This window comes from Vitiosangium sp. GDMCC 1.1324 (genome assembly GCF_003044305.1).
Taxonomy (GTDB): domain Bacteria; phylum Myxococcota; class Myxococcia; order Myxococcales; family Myxococcaceae; genus Archangium.
The window spans coordinates 222,984-237,309 of sequence record NZ_PZOX01000002.1 but is presented as its reverse complement, the minus strand read 5'-3'; the positions used below and the strand labels follow the sequence as shown (position 1 = coordinate 237,309).

The following is a 14,326-nucleotide window of genomic DNA, read 5'->3' as shown; positions in this document are numbered from 1 at the left end:
CTCTTCCATGTTTTCTTCGCGCGGATGCCACAGGACGTATGCTGCCGCAAGCTCTTTCGCCGCTTGCTCCTTGGTTACCATCCTCTTCGAATTTGGCATCCTCCGTTGCTGTCCACTTAAACGGGGTAAGCCAATTCTGGAGAGGGTACGGATGAGAGTCAAGGCCGGCCGGAAACAAGCCGAGGGCTCCAAAATCAGAGCTCCTCGCGTGCGGCATGGGCGGCCTCGCGACGCGAGGACCACGCTCGACCTCGTCAAAGCGCTCGAACGCGAGGTGCGCCACAAGGAACAAGCGCTCGCGGAAGCGCAGGCGCTGGTGGCGCTCCTCCAGAAATCCAAAGGGCTCGTGTTGGGAGGCAGAGGCAGGCTCCACGACTCGGACGTGCGGCTCCGGGTGTGCCGCCTGGTGGCCGAGGCGGTGATGGATGGCTCGAGGCAGTCCTCGGCCTGCCGGCTGCTGGGAATCTCGGGGCGGACCATCCAGCGTTGGCGCCAACCGGAGCGAGCCCAGGATGGAAGGCTCAACGCGCGCCGCCGTCCCACCAACCGGCTCAGCGACGAGGAGCGCCAACTCGTGGTGGAGCTGCTCCACTCTCCTCCCTTCAAGGGGCTCTCCCCCCGGGAGCTCGTCCCCAGACTCGCGGACCAGGGAATCTATCTGGCCTCGGAGTCCACCATGTACCGCCTTCTTCGCTTACAGAAGCGCGCGCCGGTTGAAAAATTCACACCCTCATTGAAAGGACCAGGGCAGGAACGGATTGTCTCGGCCCCCAACCAGATTTGGAGCTGGGACATTACGTACCTCAAGGGTCTCAGGAAGGGGTCCTCGCTCTATCTGTACTTGATGATGGACGTCTTCAGTCGGCGCATCATGGGCTGGCAGGTCCACATGGAGGAACGCGCGGAGCATGCGGCCACGTTCATCCGCACGGCGTGCGAGCAGAACAGCATCAAGCCAGCGGGGCTCGTGCTGCACTCGGACAATGGGCGGCCCATGCGAGGTGCCGAGATGCTGTGTGCCCTCCGGGGGCTGGGAATCACCCCCTCGTTCAGCCGTCCCCAGGTCAGCAACGACAATCCCTATGTCGAAGCACTCTTCAGGACCTTGAAGCGTCATCCGAATTATCCCGCCACACCGTTCGCCTCGTTGAGTGCCGCGCGTGCCTGGGTGGCTCGGTTTGTCTCCTGGTACAACGGCGAGCACCTTCATGGGAGCCTGGGCTTCGTCTCTCCCAATGACAGGTATTTTGGACGGGAGGAGTCGGTGCTGGCCGCGCGGCGCGCCGTCTATGCGCGGGCCTGGAGGCACTCACCTGTTCGATGGCCCCGCGGTCTGCGTTGCTGGCTGCCGCCCGAGGCTCCCCGGGTATGGCTAAGGACACTCACGTACCGTCTAGAGCGAAAAGCGGTTATTGCCCGGTAAGCGACAAGTTCCTTGACACGTACCGTCTCCCGCACGGCGGTGACGCTTCAGTGGAGGAACCGTACCTTTTGCCAGGAGTTGACGACCCCTGGTGGCAGCATTGTTGTCGCCTAGTGAATGTTCCTTCTGCAGGAGACTGGATCGGAGCACCGGCCCGTCTTCGGGACATCAGTCCGGTACAGAGGTAGGGCGGGTGCGGTTGCTGGCACCTTGCTCTGCGTGTCCCCCGGAATTCATTTCGAATAGGGCTCTTTCCTTCCTCGCGAGCCGTGGGGCAGGTGAGGCTTTATTTGTTTGATGTGAACAGGAGAAGTAAGAAATGTCTTTGATTCGTGTCGGCTTGGTCGGCATTGGGGCGCAGACAAAAGAGAATCTCCTTCCATCTCTCTTGCAGATCCCCGATGTACAGATCGTCGCGGGGTGTGACCTGGACTTCGAGCGTGCGCAGACATTGCGGAGCTATGTGCGCGACGTCCAGGTGTTCAAGGATGTGGCGACGATGTTGAGCTGCATGGGTCTGGATGCGCTGGTGCTTGCGTGCCCCCCGCAGGCTCACCGGGACATCTCGCTGATGGCGATCGAGCGTGGCGTGCATGTCTTCGTGGAGAAGCCGCCGTGCTTCACGCTCGGTGAGCTGAAGGAGATGATCGACGCGGCGACGCGGAAGAAGGTGGTCACCGGCGTGGGGCTCAACTTCCGGTTCGCCCGCCCTGTCCAGCAGCTGCGCAAGATTGCCGCGAGCGAGAAGTTCGGCCAGGTGGCTCATGTGCAGATCAACCACTACGCGAACAAGCCGCGCGCGCCGTTGTGGGGGCACTCCTCGACGCTCCGCTCGTTCTTGTTGGCCCAGACCATCCATTCGATCGACCTGACGACCGTCTTCGGCAAGGACTCGGTGACCGACGTTCACTCCACGGTCCAGCAGGCCGCCGACGCGATGCTCGCGCGCATCGACGTGACGTTCTCCTCCGGGCGGACGGCTTCCATCCTGACGGGCAGCATGTTCCCGTACTTCGAGTTCGACATGAAGGTGATCAGCGAGAAGTCCTCGATGATCACGCTCGACAACCTCTGGAACATGACGCTCCACGAGTCGGAGATCGCGACGCGGGTGGTGGGCGGGGACAAGCGCTGGCGCAACAGCTGGCAGCCCAGCCCGCTGGACTCCGGCTACGCACGCAGCGGCTACAACGGCGAGCTGACGGGGTTCTTCAACGCCATCCGGACCGGCACGTCCTTCGAAGCCGACTTCGTCAGCATGATTCCGACCTACCAGGTGATCGAGCAGGTGTGCGCGGGAGAAGTCCAGGTTGGCGACACGGGGTTGCCGGCACTGCGCGTCATCGAAGAGAAGAAGATCCGGAGCACCACCAATGCCTAATCCCTCTACTCAGCCCAAGCAGGTCATCAGCGACAAGTACCGCTCCCGCTACGATGACGATCTCTCCATCGTCACCGCCTCCCTGGACCGCGGTCTGTCGGGAACGTCCGATGTGGTCTCGGAGTACGAGGCCGCGCTGGGCCGCTACTTCTCGAGCAGCAACGCGATCGCCATCTCGTCTGGCGGCGCGGCGATCTCCGTGGCGCTCGAGGCCGCGGGCGTGAAGCCGGGAGATGAGGTGGTGTTGACGCCCACCTGCCCGCTCTGCACCGTCTATCCGATCATGGCGGCGGGCGCGAAGCCTGTCTTCGTCGACACCCGGGTGGATGGGTTCGGCGCGGATCCCGCGGATCTGGATCGGGTGCTGAGCCCGAAGACCCGGGCCATCATCGACATCCCGATGTGGGGTTATCCGACCCAGGTCGATGAGTTGCAGAAGATCGCTCGGAAGGTCGGCGTTCCGCTCATCCTCGACCTCGCCCACTCGCACGGCTCGACCCTGCATGGCCGCCCGCTCTCCGCCTACGGAGACCTGTCCTGCTTCAGCACCCATGAGCGCAAGCCCCTCGCCACGGGAGAGGGCGGCTTCATCCTGACGGACAACAATGATCTCGCCAAGCGCTGCCGGGACTACAGCCGGTTCGGCAACCTGAACGGGCGCGATTTCGGCCTGAACTTCAAGCTGGGGGCGCTCGCCGCCGCGCTTGGAACCAGCCGCCTTCAGCACCTCGATCGCCAGCTCGAGGCGCGCCGCAAGAACGCGGAGCGCTTCTTGTCCAAGCTCTCCCACCCCTCGGTGCGGGAGTCCACGCTGATCCCGGGCGGGAAGACGAACTACTACTTCCTCACGCTCCGGACGAGCTTCGCCAACAACCGCCGCTTCATTGACTACCTGGATGAGAACGGCGTGCCGTCGGACATCAAGCGCTACGGCTGCAAGTGCCTGTACGAGTTCCCGGCGGTCGCGCAGTACCGTCGGAACTGCCCGAATGGCGAGCGGCTGCTGAACACCATGACCACCATCCCCGTCCATCCTGCCCTGACTGAAAAGGACATGGATTACATGGCGGGGCTCATCAACGCATACCGAGAGGGATAGGCGGACCTGAAGCTCATGGATCCTCGATTGCCGAAACAACTGACGGCGTCCGGTTTCGTGCTCCACCCGGAGCGCAAGCTCCTGTTGGTGCACCACAAGAAGCTGGGCGTCTGGCTGTATCCCGGTGGCCATGTTGAAGCCAACGAGTCACCGGACGATGCCGTGGTGCGAGAAATTCTCGAGGAAACTGGCATCCAAACGAGGATCCTGGGTTCTCTGGATGTGGAGTTGGCGGATCCGGTGGCGGATGTCCATGTCCTGCATACGCCCTACCGGATTCTGTGTGAGCGCATCAACGACCCGAAGGGGCCGCACTACCACATCGACATGATCTACCTCTGCGTGCCTCTCGACACGAGCCTGAAGGCGAGCAGCGAAGTTCACGCTGCTCGCTTCTTCGGGAAGGACGAGGTCGCGGACCTGAAGCTGTTCCCCAACTTCCGCGTCTTGCTGCAGCGGGTGTTCGCGGATGATGCGATCTGGAGGTCACTATGAGCAGGTCGGGCAAAGCCTCCAAGTACCCGCCGGACGCCAGGCCGCCGCGGGAGATCACCGATGCCTTCCGTCATCGTCATCCCGACGATGAGAGGTATTTGCGGCAGGCCCTGGAGACGGGCCTGACCGGAACCTCCTCCATCGTGGAGCGGTACGAGCGGAAGCTCGCGGAGCGGTATGGGATGCGTCATGTGCTGGCGGTCTCCTCTGGAGCCGCCGCGGTGACGGTTGCCTTGGACGGCATCACGTGGGAACCGGGCGATGAGATCATCGTCCCGCCGACCTGCCCGATCTGCACGGTGCTGCCCATCCTCTCGCGTGGGCTGAAGCCGGTATTCTGCGACGTGCGCCCTCACAACTTCGGGCTGGATCCGGACGACCTGGCGCGGGTCATCTCGCCACGGACGCGCGGCATCATCGAAGTGCCCATGTGGGGCTACCCGTCACGGGCGGATGAGCTGCGAGAGATCGCACGGGCTCATGGGCTGCCGCTGATCCTCGATCTGGCCCATTGTCATATGACCCGGCTGAATGGCAGGTGGCTGGCGGAATACGGCGACATCGCCTGCTTCAGCACCCACGAAGGTAAGTTCATGTCCACCGGAGAGGGTGGATTCGTGATGACCAACGACGCCGACCGGGACGCGAAGATGCGGGCCTACACCCGGTTCGGGAATCTCGATGGCATCCATTTTGGACTCAACTACAAACTCGGCGGATTGCAGGCCGCCGTGGGGCTCGCCCGGTTGGAAGCGCTCGACAGGCACGTGGAAACCCGTGCGCGGAACCGTCAGTACATCCTGGAGCGGCTCCAGAACCCCCATGTCAGGGAACTGCCCATCTGTGAGGGCGGGGTGGTCAACGGCTACGCGCTGCTCCTGCAGGTCGTCCGGGGAGACGGCAGGCGCTTCGTCGAGCACCTGCATACCCATGGAGTCCCCTCCGACATCAAGAAGTACGACAACCGGCCGCTCTACGAGTATCCGCTCCTGGCTGCCTATCAGCGGGACTGCAAGAACTCCGCGGCCCTGCTGCGCTCCCTGACGACGGTTCCCCTCCACTCGGACCTGTCTCTCGAGGATCTCCAACACATCATCTCAACGGTGAACGCGTATGAGTGCTAGCGCTCCAGGCTCATCCGGCGCCAGGCACGCGGTGGTGATCGGCGGCAGTATCGGCGGCTGCATCGCCGCTCAGGTGCTGTCGTCGGCGTTCGAGCGCGTCACCCTCATCGAGAAAGACAACTTTGAAGATGAGGTGGTTGACCGCCGCAGCGTTCCACAGGAGAAGCACGTCCACCTGCTGCTGCTGCGTGGCAAGCAACTCATGGAGGAGTTCTTCCCTGGATTGCTGGCCGACCTGACTCAAGCGGGCGCCGAGAGCGCGGATCAGGGGCACGACGTCAAATGCTTCCAGCAGGGCAGCTGGAGGTATCGCTTCCGGACCGGTATCGACGCGCACTACTGCAGCCGGGGGTTGCTCGACAACCTCGTGCGGCACCGGATCCGCAGGAATGAGCGGATCACGGTCGTTTCCAACACGCGTGTGCAGGGCCTCCAGATCCGCCGCCATGAGGGGCTGCCCCAGGTCCATGGGGTGCTCCTGGACGGGGCCGCCCCGGTGAAGGAGCTCGCCGCCGATCTCGTGGTCGACGTCAGTGGGCGCGGCTCGAGGATGTCTGAGTGGCTGGCCAAGGCGGAGCTGGGTGAGGTGAGAAAGGTCCTCGTCGAGACCCGTCTTGGCTATGCCTCCCGGATCTACCGGCGGAGGCCCGAGTTCGCCAACCGGTGGAAGGTCATGCTCGTGTTGCCGACGTCCCCGCGGAATCGCTCGATGGGGGTGATCAGCCCCATCGAAGGAGACCGTTGGCTGGTGACGACCGGTGGTTGGTTCGGCGAGTTCCCCAAGTCGGATCCGAACGAGTTCCTGAACTTCCTCGGGAAGCTGCCGGCGCCGGACATTCATGAGGTCATCCGCGAGGCCGAGCCCCTGTCGGACGTGGCGTGCTTTGGGATTCCGGGGAGCCAGCGCCGCTACTACGAGGAGCTGCCGGTGTGGCCCCAGGGACTGCTCGTCATGGGCGATGCGCTCTGCAGTCTGAACCCGCTGTACAGCCAGGGCATGACGATCTGCGCGCTGGAAGCGGACGTGCTGAAGCAGCGCGTCTCGGACTGGCTCCAGGGCCGGGTCACCACTGGCGTCATCCAATCGATGATGGCGAAGGCGATGGAGCCGGCCTGGAACGTGGCGGTCGCGGAGGACATGCGTTTCCCTGAAACGCAAGGCCAACGCTCGCTGGGGCTGAAGTTCCAGCACTGGTACGGAGCGGGAGTCAGCGCGCTGGCTAACTCACACCGCCTGACGCTGCAGACCCAGGTTGGTGTCATCAATCTGGTGGTCCCGCCCAAGGAGCTCTTCCGCCCGGAGATCGCCGTTCGTGTCGTGTTGAACTCGTTGCGTCCGAGATTCGGCGATAGGAGCAAGCCTCATGCGTGAGCTCTGGAGCCAGGTTCGCCACGTGGTCTTGGACTGGAACGGCACGTTGCTCGACGACGTGGAGCTGGCCGTGAAGGGGGTGAACCACGCGTGCACGCGCTTCCAGGTCCCGGCCGTCACGCGTGAGCACTACCGTGCCCGCTTCCGGTTCCCCATCTCGGACTTCTACGCCTCGCTGGGATTTGATCTGAGCCAGGTCCCATTCGCCGAGGTCATTCGGGAGTACCTGTCTTTCTTCGATGCACGCGTCAGGTACTGCGATCTGAACGATGGGGCGGTCGATTTCCTGGACTGCTTGCGCCAGAATGGCATCGGTCTGTCGATCCTCTCGGCGTCCTATCGGCCCACGCTGATCGAGACGATTGAAGCCAAGGGGCTCAGCGGGTACTTCACCCACGTGTGCGGACTCGGGGACGAGCGTGCGACGAGCAAGCTCGCCGAGGGGCGCGTGCTGAACGAGAAACTGGGGTTGGCGGGGCACCAGATCCTCTACCTGGGAGACACCACGCACGACGTGGAGATCGCCGAGGCGCTGGGTTGGAACAGTTGCATCCTGTCGTGTGGGCATCAGGATGAAACCCTCCTGGCGTCATGCACCTCTCCGAAGGTGCCCGGAATCAGGGCGTTGCTCGGAAGCCTGCCATGGCAGCCCGTCGTCCGGAATGGGGTCCGGGTCCCGGTGGGCGATAACACATTGCAGAGGTGATCATGCTTCCCCTTGAGCTGGTACCATCTTTGACTGTGGCGCTGCTGTGCGTGGACCTTCTGCTTCGCGCGGTCGTGTATGGTTACTATCGGGATCCGGATCGGATCCTGCGCCTCGTGCGGCTTCGTCCCAGGAAGGATGGGAAACATGAGGACCTGTACACGCCCCTGGACGAGTGGTTCGCTCCGTTCCCTTTCTTGTGGACGTGGCTCGATATCTATATCGCGGTGCTGCTCGCGAAGATGATCGACCATCCGCTGGCGTGGGGGGCCTTGACCCTCTGGGTGGGCGGACGCTTTCGCGCCCTCCAGGAGTTTGGGCACAACGCGGTGCATTTCGCCCTGTGCCGCGCTCGTGGCTGGCAGTGGTGGCTGTCCGATATCTTCTATCAATTCCCCGCGTTCAAGCGGGACATGCATAGCCGGCAGATCACCCACACCCAGCAGCATCACCGCAACCCCAACCACGAGAAACTCGATCCCAACCGTGCGCGGGTCTTCGATGGGGGCATGCATCCGGGCATGACTCAGGCCCAGTTCTTCTGGAGCATGCTCTACCCGCTCAGGTTCTCCGGCCTGATGGTCAACTTGAAGACGATGATGCGCAACAGCCTGCTCAACCACAGCTTCGCGACGGCGCTCGCCCGGGCGCTGACCCTCCTGGGGCTCACCGCGCTGCTGGGCTGGACCGCGGGATGGAAGGCGGTGGCCTGGGGTTGGCTCGTGCCCCTGATGACCAGCTACTCCCTGTTCGCCTGGGTGTCGCTCCTGACGGAGCACCGGTGGTTTGTCTCCGGCTGGCCAGAGAATCGGCTGACGCGGGAGTTCCTGATGTGCAGGCCCACGGATTACCCGGGCTTCACCGGCTGGCTGGTCCGCGTCTTCATCTGCCCGACGTCTGACGCCTACCACCTGGCGCACTCGCTCTACCCGGGTGTCCGCTGGAACTACCTGCCAGCGATCGATCGCGTCTTGAAGGTAGATGAGCCGCGTTACACGGAGCACGCGAGCCAGGGGCTGCTGTTCTTCCGCGACAGCATTCCATCCGCGCTCTCCGAACTGAGGGAGCGCCTCGTGACAAAAACAGGGTTTGAATCGTCTCTCTATACCCAAGAGGAGCAATGATGGGAACGACAGCAGGTGGGGCGCGCATTGGAATCATTGGCGGGAGTGGGCTGAGCAAGCTGCTGGCCCTGTCCAATGTCGAGCGGGTGAAGGTGGAGACTCCGTTCGGCAGCCCCTCGGATGAGGTTGTCCTGGGGACGCTCGGCCGCTCGCAGGTCGCGTTTCTGCAGCGACATGGGCCGGGGCACCAGATTCCCCCCGCGCAGATCAACGTCCGTGCCAACATCGCGGCGCTGAAGCACGTGGGATGCACGCAGCTGCTCTCGCTGAGCGCTGTCGGCAGCCTGCGCGAAGACTGTCCTCCCGGGACGTTCGTGCTCGTGGACCAGTTCATCGACCGGACCATTCAGCGGGAGAAGACGTTCTTCGGGCGCGGGCTCGTCGGCCATGTTCCTTTTGGTGATCCGACATGTCAGCGCATGCGAACGCTCGTGGCGGGGGTCGCCGCGGAGCTGAAGCTGCCGGCCGTCAACGGTGGCACATATGTCGTGATGGAGGGACCGCAGTTCTCGACGCGTGCCGAGTCCAATCTCTACAGGAGTTGGGGGGGATCGGTGATTGGGATGACGGCCATGCCAGAAGCCAAATTGGCGCGCGAAGCGGAGATGTGCTACACATTGGTGGCGATGATCACTGACTATGACTGTTGGTACGAAAGTCATGAGCCTGTCACCGCCGACCTGGTCAGTGAGCGCATGGGACGCATCGCGGGGCAGGCGAACTCCCTGGTGGAGAAGGCGTGCGCTGTGCTCTCGGGGCATCGGGAACTGTGCTCGTGTGGATGCAATCGTGCGCTCGACACCGCCATTATGACCTCGCCATCCCACAGAAGCCCTGTTATGCTGAGAAACCTGGGCTTTGTAGTGCCTCGGATTCTCAATCAGGCAGGCTGAGGCCCCCTGCCTTCAAGACTGAGAGAGCTTCAATGAGTGGCGAGGGCATGAAGGATCGCATCCGAATCCGCGACGTCGTCGTTCTGTCTGACAACTGGTACATCCTCAAGAAGACGACCTTCGACTACCAGCGCAAGAATGGGTCCTGGCAGACGGTGAGCCGTGAGACCTATGACCGTGGCAATGGTGCGACCATCCTGCTCTACAACCGCGAGAAGAAGACAGTCATCCTCACGCGGCAGTTCCGGTTTCCCGCCTTTGTCAACGGCCATCACGGGATGTTGATCGAGGCGTGTGCCGGCCTGCTGAGCACCGACGACGCCGAGACGTGTATCAAGCGTGAGACCGAGGAGGAGACGGGGTTTCTGATCGGCAACGTCAAGAAGGTGTTCGAGGCCTTCATGAGCCCCGGCTCCGTCACGGAGATCCTCCACTTCTTCGTGGGCGAGTACACCGACCGGGACAAGAAGGGGGAGGGCGGCGGGCTGGAGTCGGACGGCGAGGACATCGAGGTGCTCGAGCTGCCGCTCGAGCAGGCCCTGCGCATGATCTCCACCGGTGAGATCATGGACGGCAAGACCATCATGCTGTTGCAACATGCCAAGTTGGCGGGCCTCCTGGACTAGCAACGGGCATCTCCATGCGCGTCGGTCTGCCAGGTGCCGCTGTCATCACGGACTCTCATGAAAGACACCCATCCCAAGCAGACCGTGGTTGCATACAGCGCCATGGAGGAATACGAGCTGGCCGAGTATGCGCAGGGCATCGAGGCGGCGCATCCGGATCTTCGAATCCGGATTGAACGCATGTCCACGGCGGTCTTGCTGGACAGGCTCCTGACGGAAGGGCCCAACGGCCAATGGGACATCATCCTGGGCTGGGCACTGACGACCATGCTGGCACCCGAGCTGCGGGGGTGGTTCGCGCCCCTCCCCTCGGCGTGGATGTCTGGCCTGCCGGAATGGGCGCGTGATCCCGACGCGCGCTGGTTCTGCCCCTCCGCGTTCGTGCCTGCATTCTGTGTCAATGAAGAGCGCCTGGCACGGCGTGGCCTCCCGACGCCCACCTGCTGGGAGGATCTGGCGGACCCGCGCTACCTCGGAGAGCTCGTCCTGCCCGACCCGGCCTATTCCGGCGCGGGCTTTCTTCACCTGACGTCCATGATACAGATGACGGGTGCGCCGAAGACCTGGGAGGTGATGAGCAGGATCGCGGCGAACCGTCCGCGAATCGAGCGCTCCGCCTTCGCTCCCTGTCTCGCCGTCGCGGCGAATGAAGCGTCGGTGGGAGTCACCGTCACCATCGCCGCGCAGCGGATGACAAGGATGGGGTTGCCGTTCAAGATGGTGATTCCGGCGGATGCCGCGGGCTCGGAACCCGAAGGATTCGCGATGCGCGAGGGTTCTTCCTGTAAGCCAGCGGCCGCCAGGGCCCTGGAGTGGATGATGACCCCCGAGGCTTGTGCCATCTATCGTAAATACCATAAGGTGGTATTGTTGAATCTGGCGGATTCCTTGCCGATGGAGCAGGGGATGCCCCTCCGTCCGATCAACGCAGTCCAGGCCGCCGCCTCACGCGCGCGCGTGTGTGAGATGTGGCAGCACGTGGTCATGCAATCAACCTCTTGAGGAATAGCCATGAAGTGTCTTGCTTTGCCTCCCATGGCCCTCGCGCTCGCGAGTGTGCCGGTTGCGCTGTGGCGCACGCGGTGCACTGCCCTTCCACCTGACGCAGCCTGAGGATCGCCGCCATGGAGACACGAGAGATTCGTAAGGCGATTTTCGCTCTGGCGGTGCCGGCCAGTCTGGAGGCGGTATTCCAGATGGGGCTGGGTTTCGTGGACCAGATCGTGATTGCCCAGATGGGTGAGGCCCCGCTCGCGGCGGTGGGACTGACGAACAGCCTCATGTTCGTGGTGACGTTGGTGCTGGGAGCTCTCAGTGCTGGCACTGCCATCCTCGTGGCGCGCAACCAGGGGCGTCAGGATGGCGTGGGGGTGTCGCGCTCCATCGGGAGCGCGATCCAGGTCTCGGTGCTCTTGACGGTCCCCCTGGCGCTGGGGGCCGCTGTGCTTCCGGAGCAGATGCTGCGGCTGTTGGGCGCGGCGCCCGACGTGGCTGAGAGCGGGCGTGAGTTCTTCCGCCTCATCGCCCTGACGTTGCCGCTGTCCGTGACGGGGTCCGTGATGGTGGGGGCGCTGCGCTCCTTGGGGGACGCGCGCACGCCCATGTTCATCACCTTCATGGTGGTGGTGTGCAATACCCTGCTCAACCTCGTGTTGGTGTTTGGGCTCGGGCCGATCCCCGCGCTGGGGGTGGTCGGGGCCGCGTGCGCCACGGTGACGTCACAGGTGCTGCGTCTGGGTTTCTTGTCATGGCGCTTGCTTCTCAATGGACGTGCCTTCCTCCAGCTCCGGCATTGGGTTGAGCCGGATCGGCTGATGCTGACGACGCTCCTCCAGCTCTCCCTTCCGATCGCGATGACGCAGATCCTGTGGGCGGTGGGCAATCTCAGCTACACGTTGCTCGGTGTGAGGCTGGGGACGACAGCCATCGTGGCCACGCAGATGGTGAACGCCACGGAAGGTCTCTTCCTCATGTTCTCCTCCGGGTTGTCGGCCGCGGCGCTGACCCTGGTGGGACAATCCCTGGGCGCGGGCGCGCTCGACGACATGAAGGCCAAGGCGCGGCAGGTCATGACCCTGGGCCTTGGCTCCTCCATTCTCTTTGGTGCGGTCCTGGCCTCGATGAGCCTTTGGGTTCACTTCTTCTACCCGACCGTGAGCCAGGAGACCCTGCGCCTCGCCATCCTCGGCATCATGCTCAACGCCCTCTTCCAGCCCGCCAAGGTCCTGAACATGATTCTGGGCAATGGCCTGCTGCCGGCTGGAGGGGATACGCGGTTCATCCTGTTCGTGGATGTCATTGCCGTCTACATGGTGGGGCTGCCGCTGGTCTGGTTGCTGGCCTTCGTGCTGGACATGGGGCTGCCAGGCATCTTCATCGGCAGGCTCGCGGAGGAGGTGGTGAAGTTGGCGTTCCTCTTCTTCCGTTACCGCACGCTGCGCTGGTTCCACGTGCTGGCCACGCCTGAGCCCGCCTTGGCCCCCTCTCTTTGAAACACCTGACCCACGCCAGGAATGCACCATGCGTCTGTTGAGCCGCCAGCCCCGGATGGGGGGCATCATCCTTCATCTTTCCTCCCTGCCGGGCCGCTTCGGAATCGGCGATCTCGGCACGCAAGCCCATCGCTTCGTGGACTTCCTCGCCGCCAGTGGCCAGCAACTCTGGCAGGTCCTGCCGGTTGGACCCACGAGTCTCAGGGATTGGTGCTCGCCCTACTCATCGTTCTCCGCCTTCGCTGGCAACCCGTTGCTCCTATGTCTGGAACAGCTTCAAGCGCAGGGCTTGCTGGATGCCAGCGCTCTGGAGGGAGTGCCGGCGTTCCCCGAGGAGCGAGTCGACTTCCCGCGCGTCGTCGAGTTCAAGGAGCGACTGCTCGCGCAGGCCAGCCGGGCCTTCCGCACTCGTGCATCCCCCGCGCTCCGGGAGGAGTTCGCGCGATTCCAGGAGGCATCACGCGCCTGGCTGGAGGACTACGCGCTCTTCACGGCACTGCGAGAGGAGCAGGGGGTTGCCTGGAGCCAGTGGGAGGAGGGGCTGCGGCGAAGGGAGCCCGCGGCACTGGAGGCCGCGAAGCTCCGGCTGGCCGACGCGGTGTTCCACCACCAATACCTGCAGTTCGAGTTCGACCGGCAGTGGAACCGCCTGAGGCGGTATGCCAACGAGCGAGGCGTTCGCATCTTCGGGGACCTGCCCATCTACGTGTCCCATGACAGCGCGGATGTGTGGGCCCGGCCAGAGTATTTCCGGCTGACGCCAGACACGCTGCGGCCCTCGGTCGAGGCGGGGGTACCGCCTGATTTCTTCTCCGAGGAGGGGCAGCACTGGGGCAACCCGGTCTACGACTGGCAGCGGCTCGCGCGGGATGACTACCGGTGGTGGGCGGAGCGGTTGCAGCAGAGCTTCCGGCGGTTCGACTTCGTGCGGATCGATCATTTTCGAGCCTTCGAGGCCTACTGGGTCATCCCGGCGGGGGCACCCTCGCCCAAGCTGGGCCGGTGGGAGAAGGGGCCTGGAGCGCACTTCTTCGAGTCCATGTGCCGCCAGCTCGGGGAGCTGCCCATCACCGTGGAGGATGTGGGCGTCATCACGCCAGAGGTTCATGCGCTTCGGGAGGAGTGTGGCTTCCCCAGCATGTTCATCCTGCAGTTCGCGTTCGATGGGAACCCGGACAACGCCTATCTGCCCTTCAAGTGCCAACCTGGTTTCATCATGTACACGGGCACTCACGACACCTCGACCCTCTTGGGGTGGTTCCGCTCCCTCACGGTGCCCGTGGGACAGTCGGTGCTGGAGTACCTCGGTACGACAGGACCTCGTGGGGTGCATTGGGACCTGATGCGAGTGGCGTGGTCCTCGGTGGCCCAGTGGGCGCTGGCTCCGCTGCAGGATGTGCTGGGGCTGGGAGAAGAGGGGCGGATGAACCGCCCGGGGACGGTGGGTCCTGAGAACTGGAGCTGGCGGTTGCGCTGGGAGTTGCTGACGGACGAGTTGAGCGAGCAGCTCGAATCGCTCACGCGCACCTACGGGCGTGCGCCCGAGGTGGGGCAGCAGCACCGCGACAAGTCAGCGGCGTAGGTCACGCCG

General features: G+C 63.7%; 13 protein-coding genes. All 13 read left to right on the top strand.

Annotated features, from left to right (window positions below):
• The first annotated feature begins 151 nt into the window (after window positions 1–151).
• The 13 genes from DAT35_RS05420 to malQ all read left to right on the top strand — a co-directional run bounded on the left by DAT35_RS05420 (window position 152) and on the right by malQ (window position 14,317).
• On the top strand, window positions 152–1,423 hold the full coding sequence (locus DAT35_RS05420) for an IS3 family transposase (RefSeq protein WP_158501561.1): 1,272 nt from the start codon (window positions 152–154) through the stop codon (window positions 1,421–1,423).
• A gap of 319 nt (window positions 1,424–1,742) precedes the next feature.
• Window positions 1,743–2,804, top strand: a complete 1,062-nt coding sequence (locus DAT35_RS05415) for a Gfo/Idh/MocA family protein (protein WP_108065833.1) — start codon at window positions 1,743–1,745, stop codon at window positions 2,802–2,804.
• Window positions 2,797–3,903, top strand: coding sequence for a DegT/DnrJ/EryC1/StrS aminotransferase family protein (locus DAT35_RS05410; RefSeq protein ID WP_108065832.1), 1,107 nt, complete (start codon window positions 2,797–2,799; stop codon window positions 3,901–3,903). Before DAT35_RS05415 ends, DAT35_RS05410 begins: the two co-directional genes overlap by 8 nt.
• A gap of 15 nt (window positions 3,904–3,918) precedes the next feature.
• On the top strand, window positions 3,919–4,398 hold the full coding sequence (locus tag DAT35_RS05405) for an NUDIX hydrolase (RefSeq protein WP_108065831.1): 480 nt from the start codon (window positions 3,919–3,921) through the stop codon (window positions 4,396–4,398).
• Complete coding sequence (locus DAT35_RS05400; RefSeq protein ID WP_108065830.1) at window positions 4,395–5,522, top strand: DegT/DnrJ/EryC1/StrS aminotransferase family protein; 1,128 nt, start codon at window positions 4,395–4,397, stop codon at window positions 5,520–5,522. The genes DAT35_RS05405 and DAT35_RS05400 overlap by 4 nt, the downstream gene beginning before the upstream one ends.
• Window positions 5,512–6,894, top strand: coding sequence for an NAD(P)/FAD-dependent oxidoreductase (locus DAT35_RS05395; protein ID WP_108065829.1), 1,383 nt, complete (start codon window positions 5,512–5,514; stop codon window positions 6,892–6,894). The genes DAT35_RS05400 and DAT35_RS05395 overlap by 11 nt, the downstream gene beginning before the upstream one ends.
• Window positions 6,887–7,600 (top strand): HAD family hydrolase, encoded by a 714-nt coding sequence (locus tag DAT35_RS05390; RefSeq protein ID WP_108065828.1) that lies wholly within the window; start codon window positions 6,887–6,889, stop codon window positions 7,598–7,600. The genes DAT35_RS05395 and DAT35_RS05390 overlap by 8 nt, the downstream gene beginning before the upstream one ends.
• Window positions 7,601–7,602: 2 nt before the next feature.
• On the top strand, window positions 7,603–8,724 hold the full coding sequence (locus DAT35_RS05385) for a fatty acid desaturase (protein WP_108065827.1): 1,122 nt from the start codon (window positions 7,603–7,605) through the stop codon (window positions 8,722–8,724).
• On the top strand, window positions 8,721–9,617 hold the full coding sequence (mtnP, locus tag DAT35_RS05380) for an S-methyl-5'-thioadenosine phosphorylase (RefSeq protein WP_108065826.1): 897 nt from the start codon (window positions 8,721–8,723) through the stop codon (window positions 9,615–9,617). Before DAT35_RS05385 ends, mtnP begins: the two co-directional genes overlap by 4 nt.
• Before the next feature lie 47 nt (window positions 9,618–9,664).
• Window positions 9,665–10,243 carry a GDP-mannose pyrophosphatase NudK gene (gene nudK / locus DAT35_RS05375; RefSeq protein ID WP_199242815.1) on the top strand — a complete coding sequence of 193 codons (579 nt, stop codon included), beginning with the start codon at window positions 9,665–9,667 and terminating at the stop codon, window positions 10,241–10,243.
• Between the two features lie 57 nt (window positions 10,244–10,300).
• Window positions 10,301–11,245 (top strand): extracellular solute-binding protein, encoded by a 945-nt coding sequence (locus tag DAT35_RS05370; RefSeq protein WP_108065824.1) that lies wholly within the window; start codon window positions 10,301–10,303, stop codon window positions 11,243–11,245.
• Between the two features lie 122 nt (window positions 11,246–11,367).
• Window positions 11,368–12,735 (top strand): MATE family efflux transporter, encoded by a 1,368-nt coding sequence (locus DAT35_RS05365; protein ID WP_108065823.1) that lies wholly within the window; start codon window positions 11,368–11,370, stop codon window positions 12,733–12,735.
• Window positions 12,707–14,317, top strand: coding sequence for a 4-alpha-glucanotransferase (gene malQ / locus DAT35_RS05360; RefSeq protein WP_255415153.1), 1,611 nt, complete (start codon window positions 12,707–12,709; stop codon window positions 14,315–14,317). The genes DAT35_RS05365 and malQ overlap by 29 nt, the downstream gene beginning before the upstream one ends.
• Window positions 14,318–14,326 lie beyond the last annotated feature (9 nt).

Coding starts and splice junctions, on each gene's coding strand:
- DAT35_RS05420 (WP_158501561.1), top strand. CDS start 152: ATGAGAGTCAAGGCCGGCCGGAAACAAGCCGAGGGCTCCAAAATCAGA.
- DAT35_RS05415 (WP_108065833.1), top strand. CDS start 1,743: ATGTCTTTGATTCGTGTCGGCTTGGTCGGCATTGGGGCGCAGACAAAA.
- DAT35_RS05410 (WP_108065832.1), top strand. CDS start 2,797: ATGCCTAATCCCTCTACTCAGCCCAAGCAGGTCATCAGCGACAAGTAC.
- DAT35_RS05405 (WP_108065831.1), top strand. CDS start 3,919: ATGGATCCTCGATTGCCGAAACAACTGACGGCGTCCGGTTTCGTGCTC.
- DAT35_RS05400 (WP_108065830.1), top strand. CDS start 4,395: ATGAGCAGGTCGGGCAAAGCCTCCAAGTACCCGCCGGACGCCAGGCCG.
- DAT35_RS05395 (WP_108065829.1), top strand. CDS start 5,512: ATGAGTGCTAGCGCTCCAGGCTCATCCGGCGCCAGGCACGCGGTGGTG.
- DAT35_RS05390 (WP_108065828.1), top strand. CDS start 6,887: ATGCGTGAGCTCTGGAGCCAGGTTCGCCACGTGGTCTTGGACTGGAAC.
- DAT35_RS05385 (WP_108065827.1), top strand. CDS start 7,603: ATGCTTCCCCTTGAGCTGGTACCATCTTTGACTGTGGCGCTGCTGTGC.
- mtnP (WP_108065826.1), top strand. CDS start 8,721: ATGATGGGAACGACAGCAGGTGGGGCGCGCATTGGAATCATTGGCGGG.
- nudK (WP_199242815.1), top strand. CDS start 9,665: ATGAAGGATCGCATCCGAATCCGCGACGTCGTCGTTCTGTCTGACAAC.
- DAT35_RS05370 (WP_108065824.1), top strand. CDS start 10,301: ATGAAAGACACCCATCCCAAGCAGACCGTGGTTGCATACAGCGCCATG.
- DAT35_RS05365 (WP_108065823.1), top strand. CDS start 11,368: ATGGAGACACGAGAGATTCGTAAGGCGATTTTCGCTCTGGCGGTGCCG.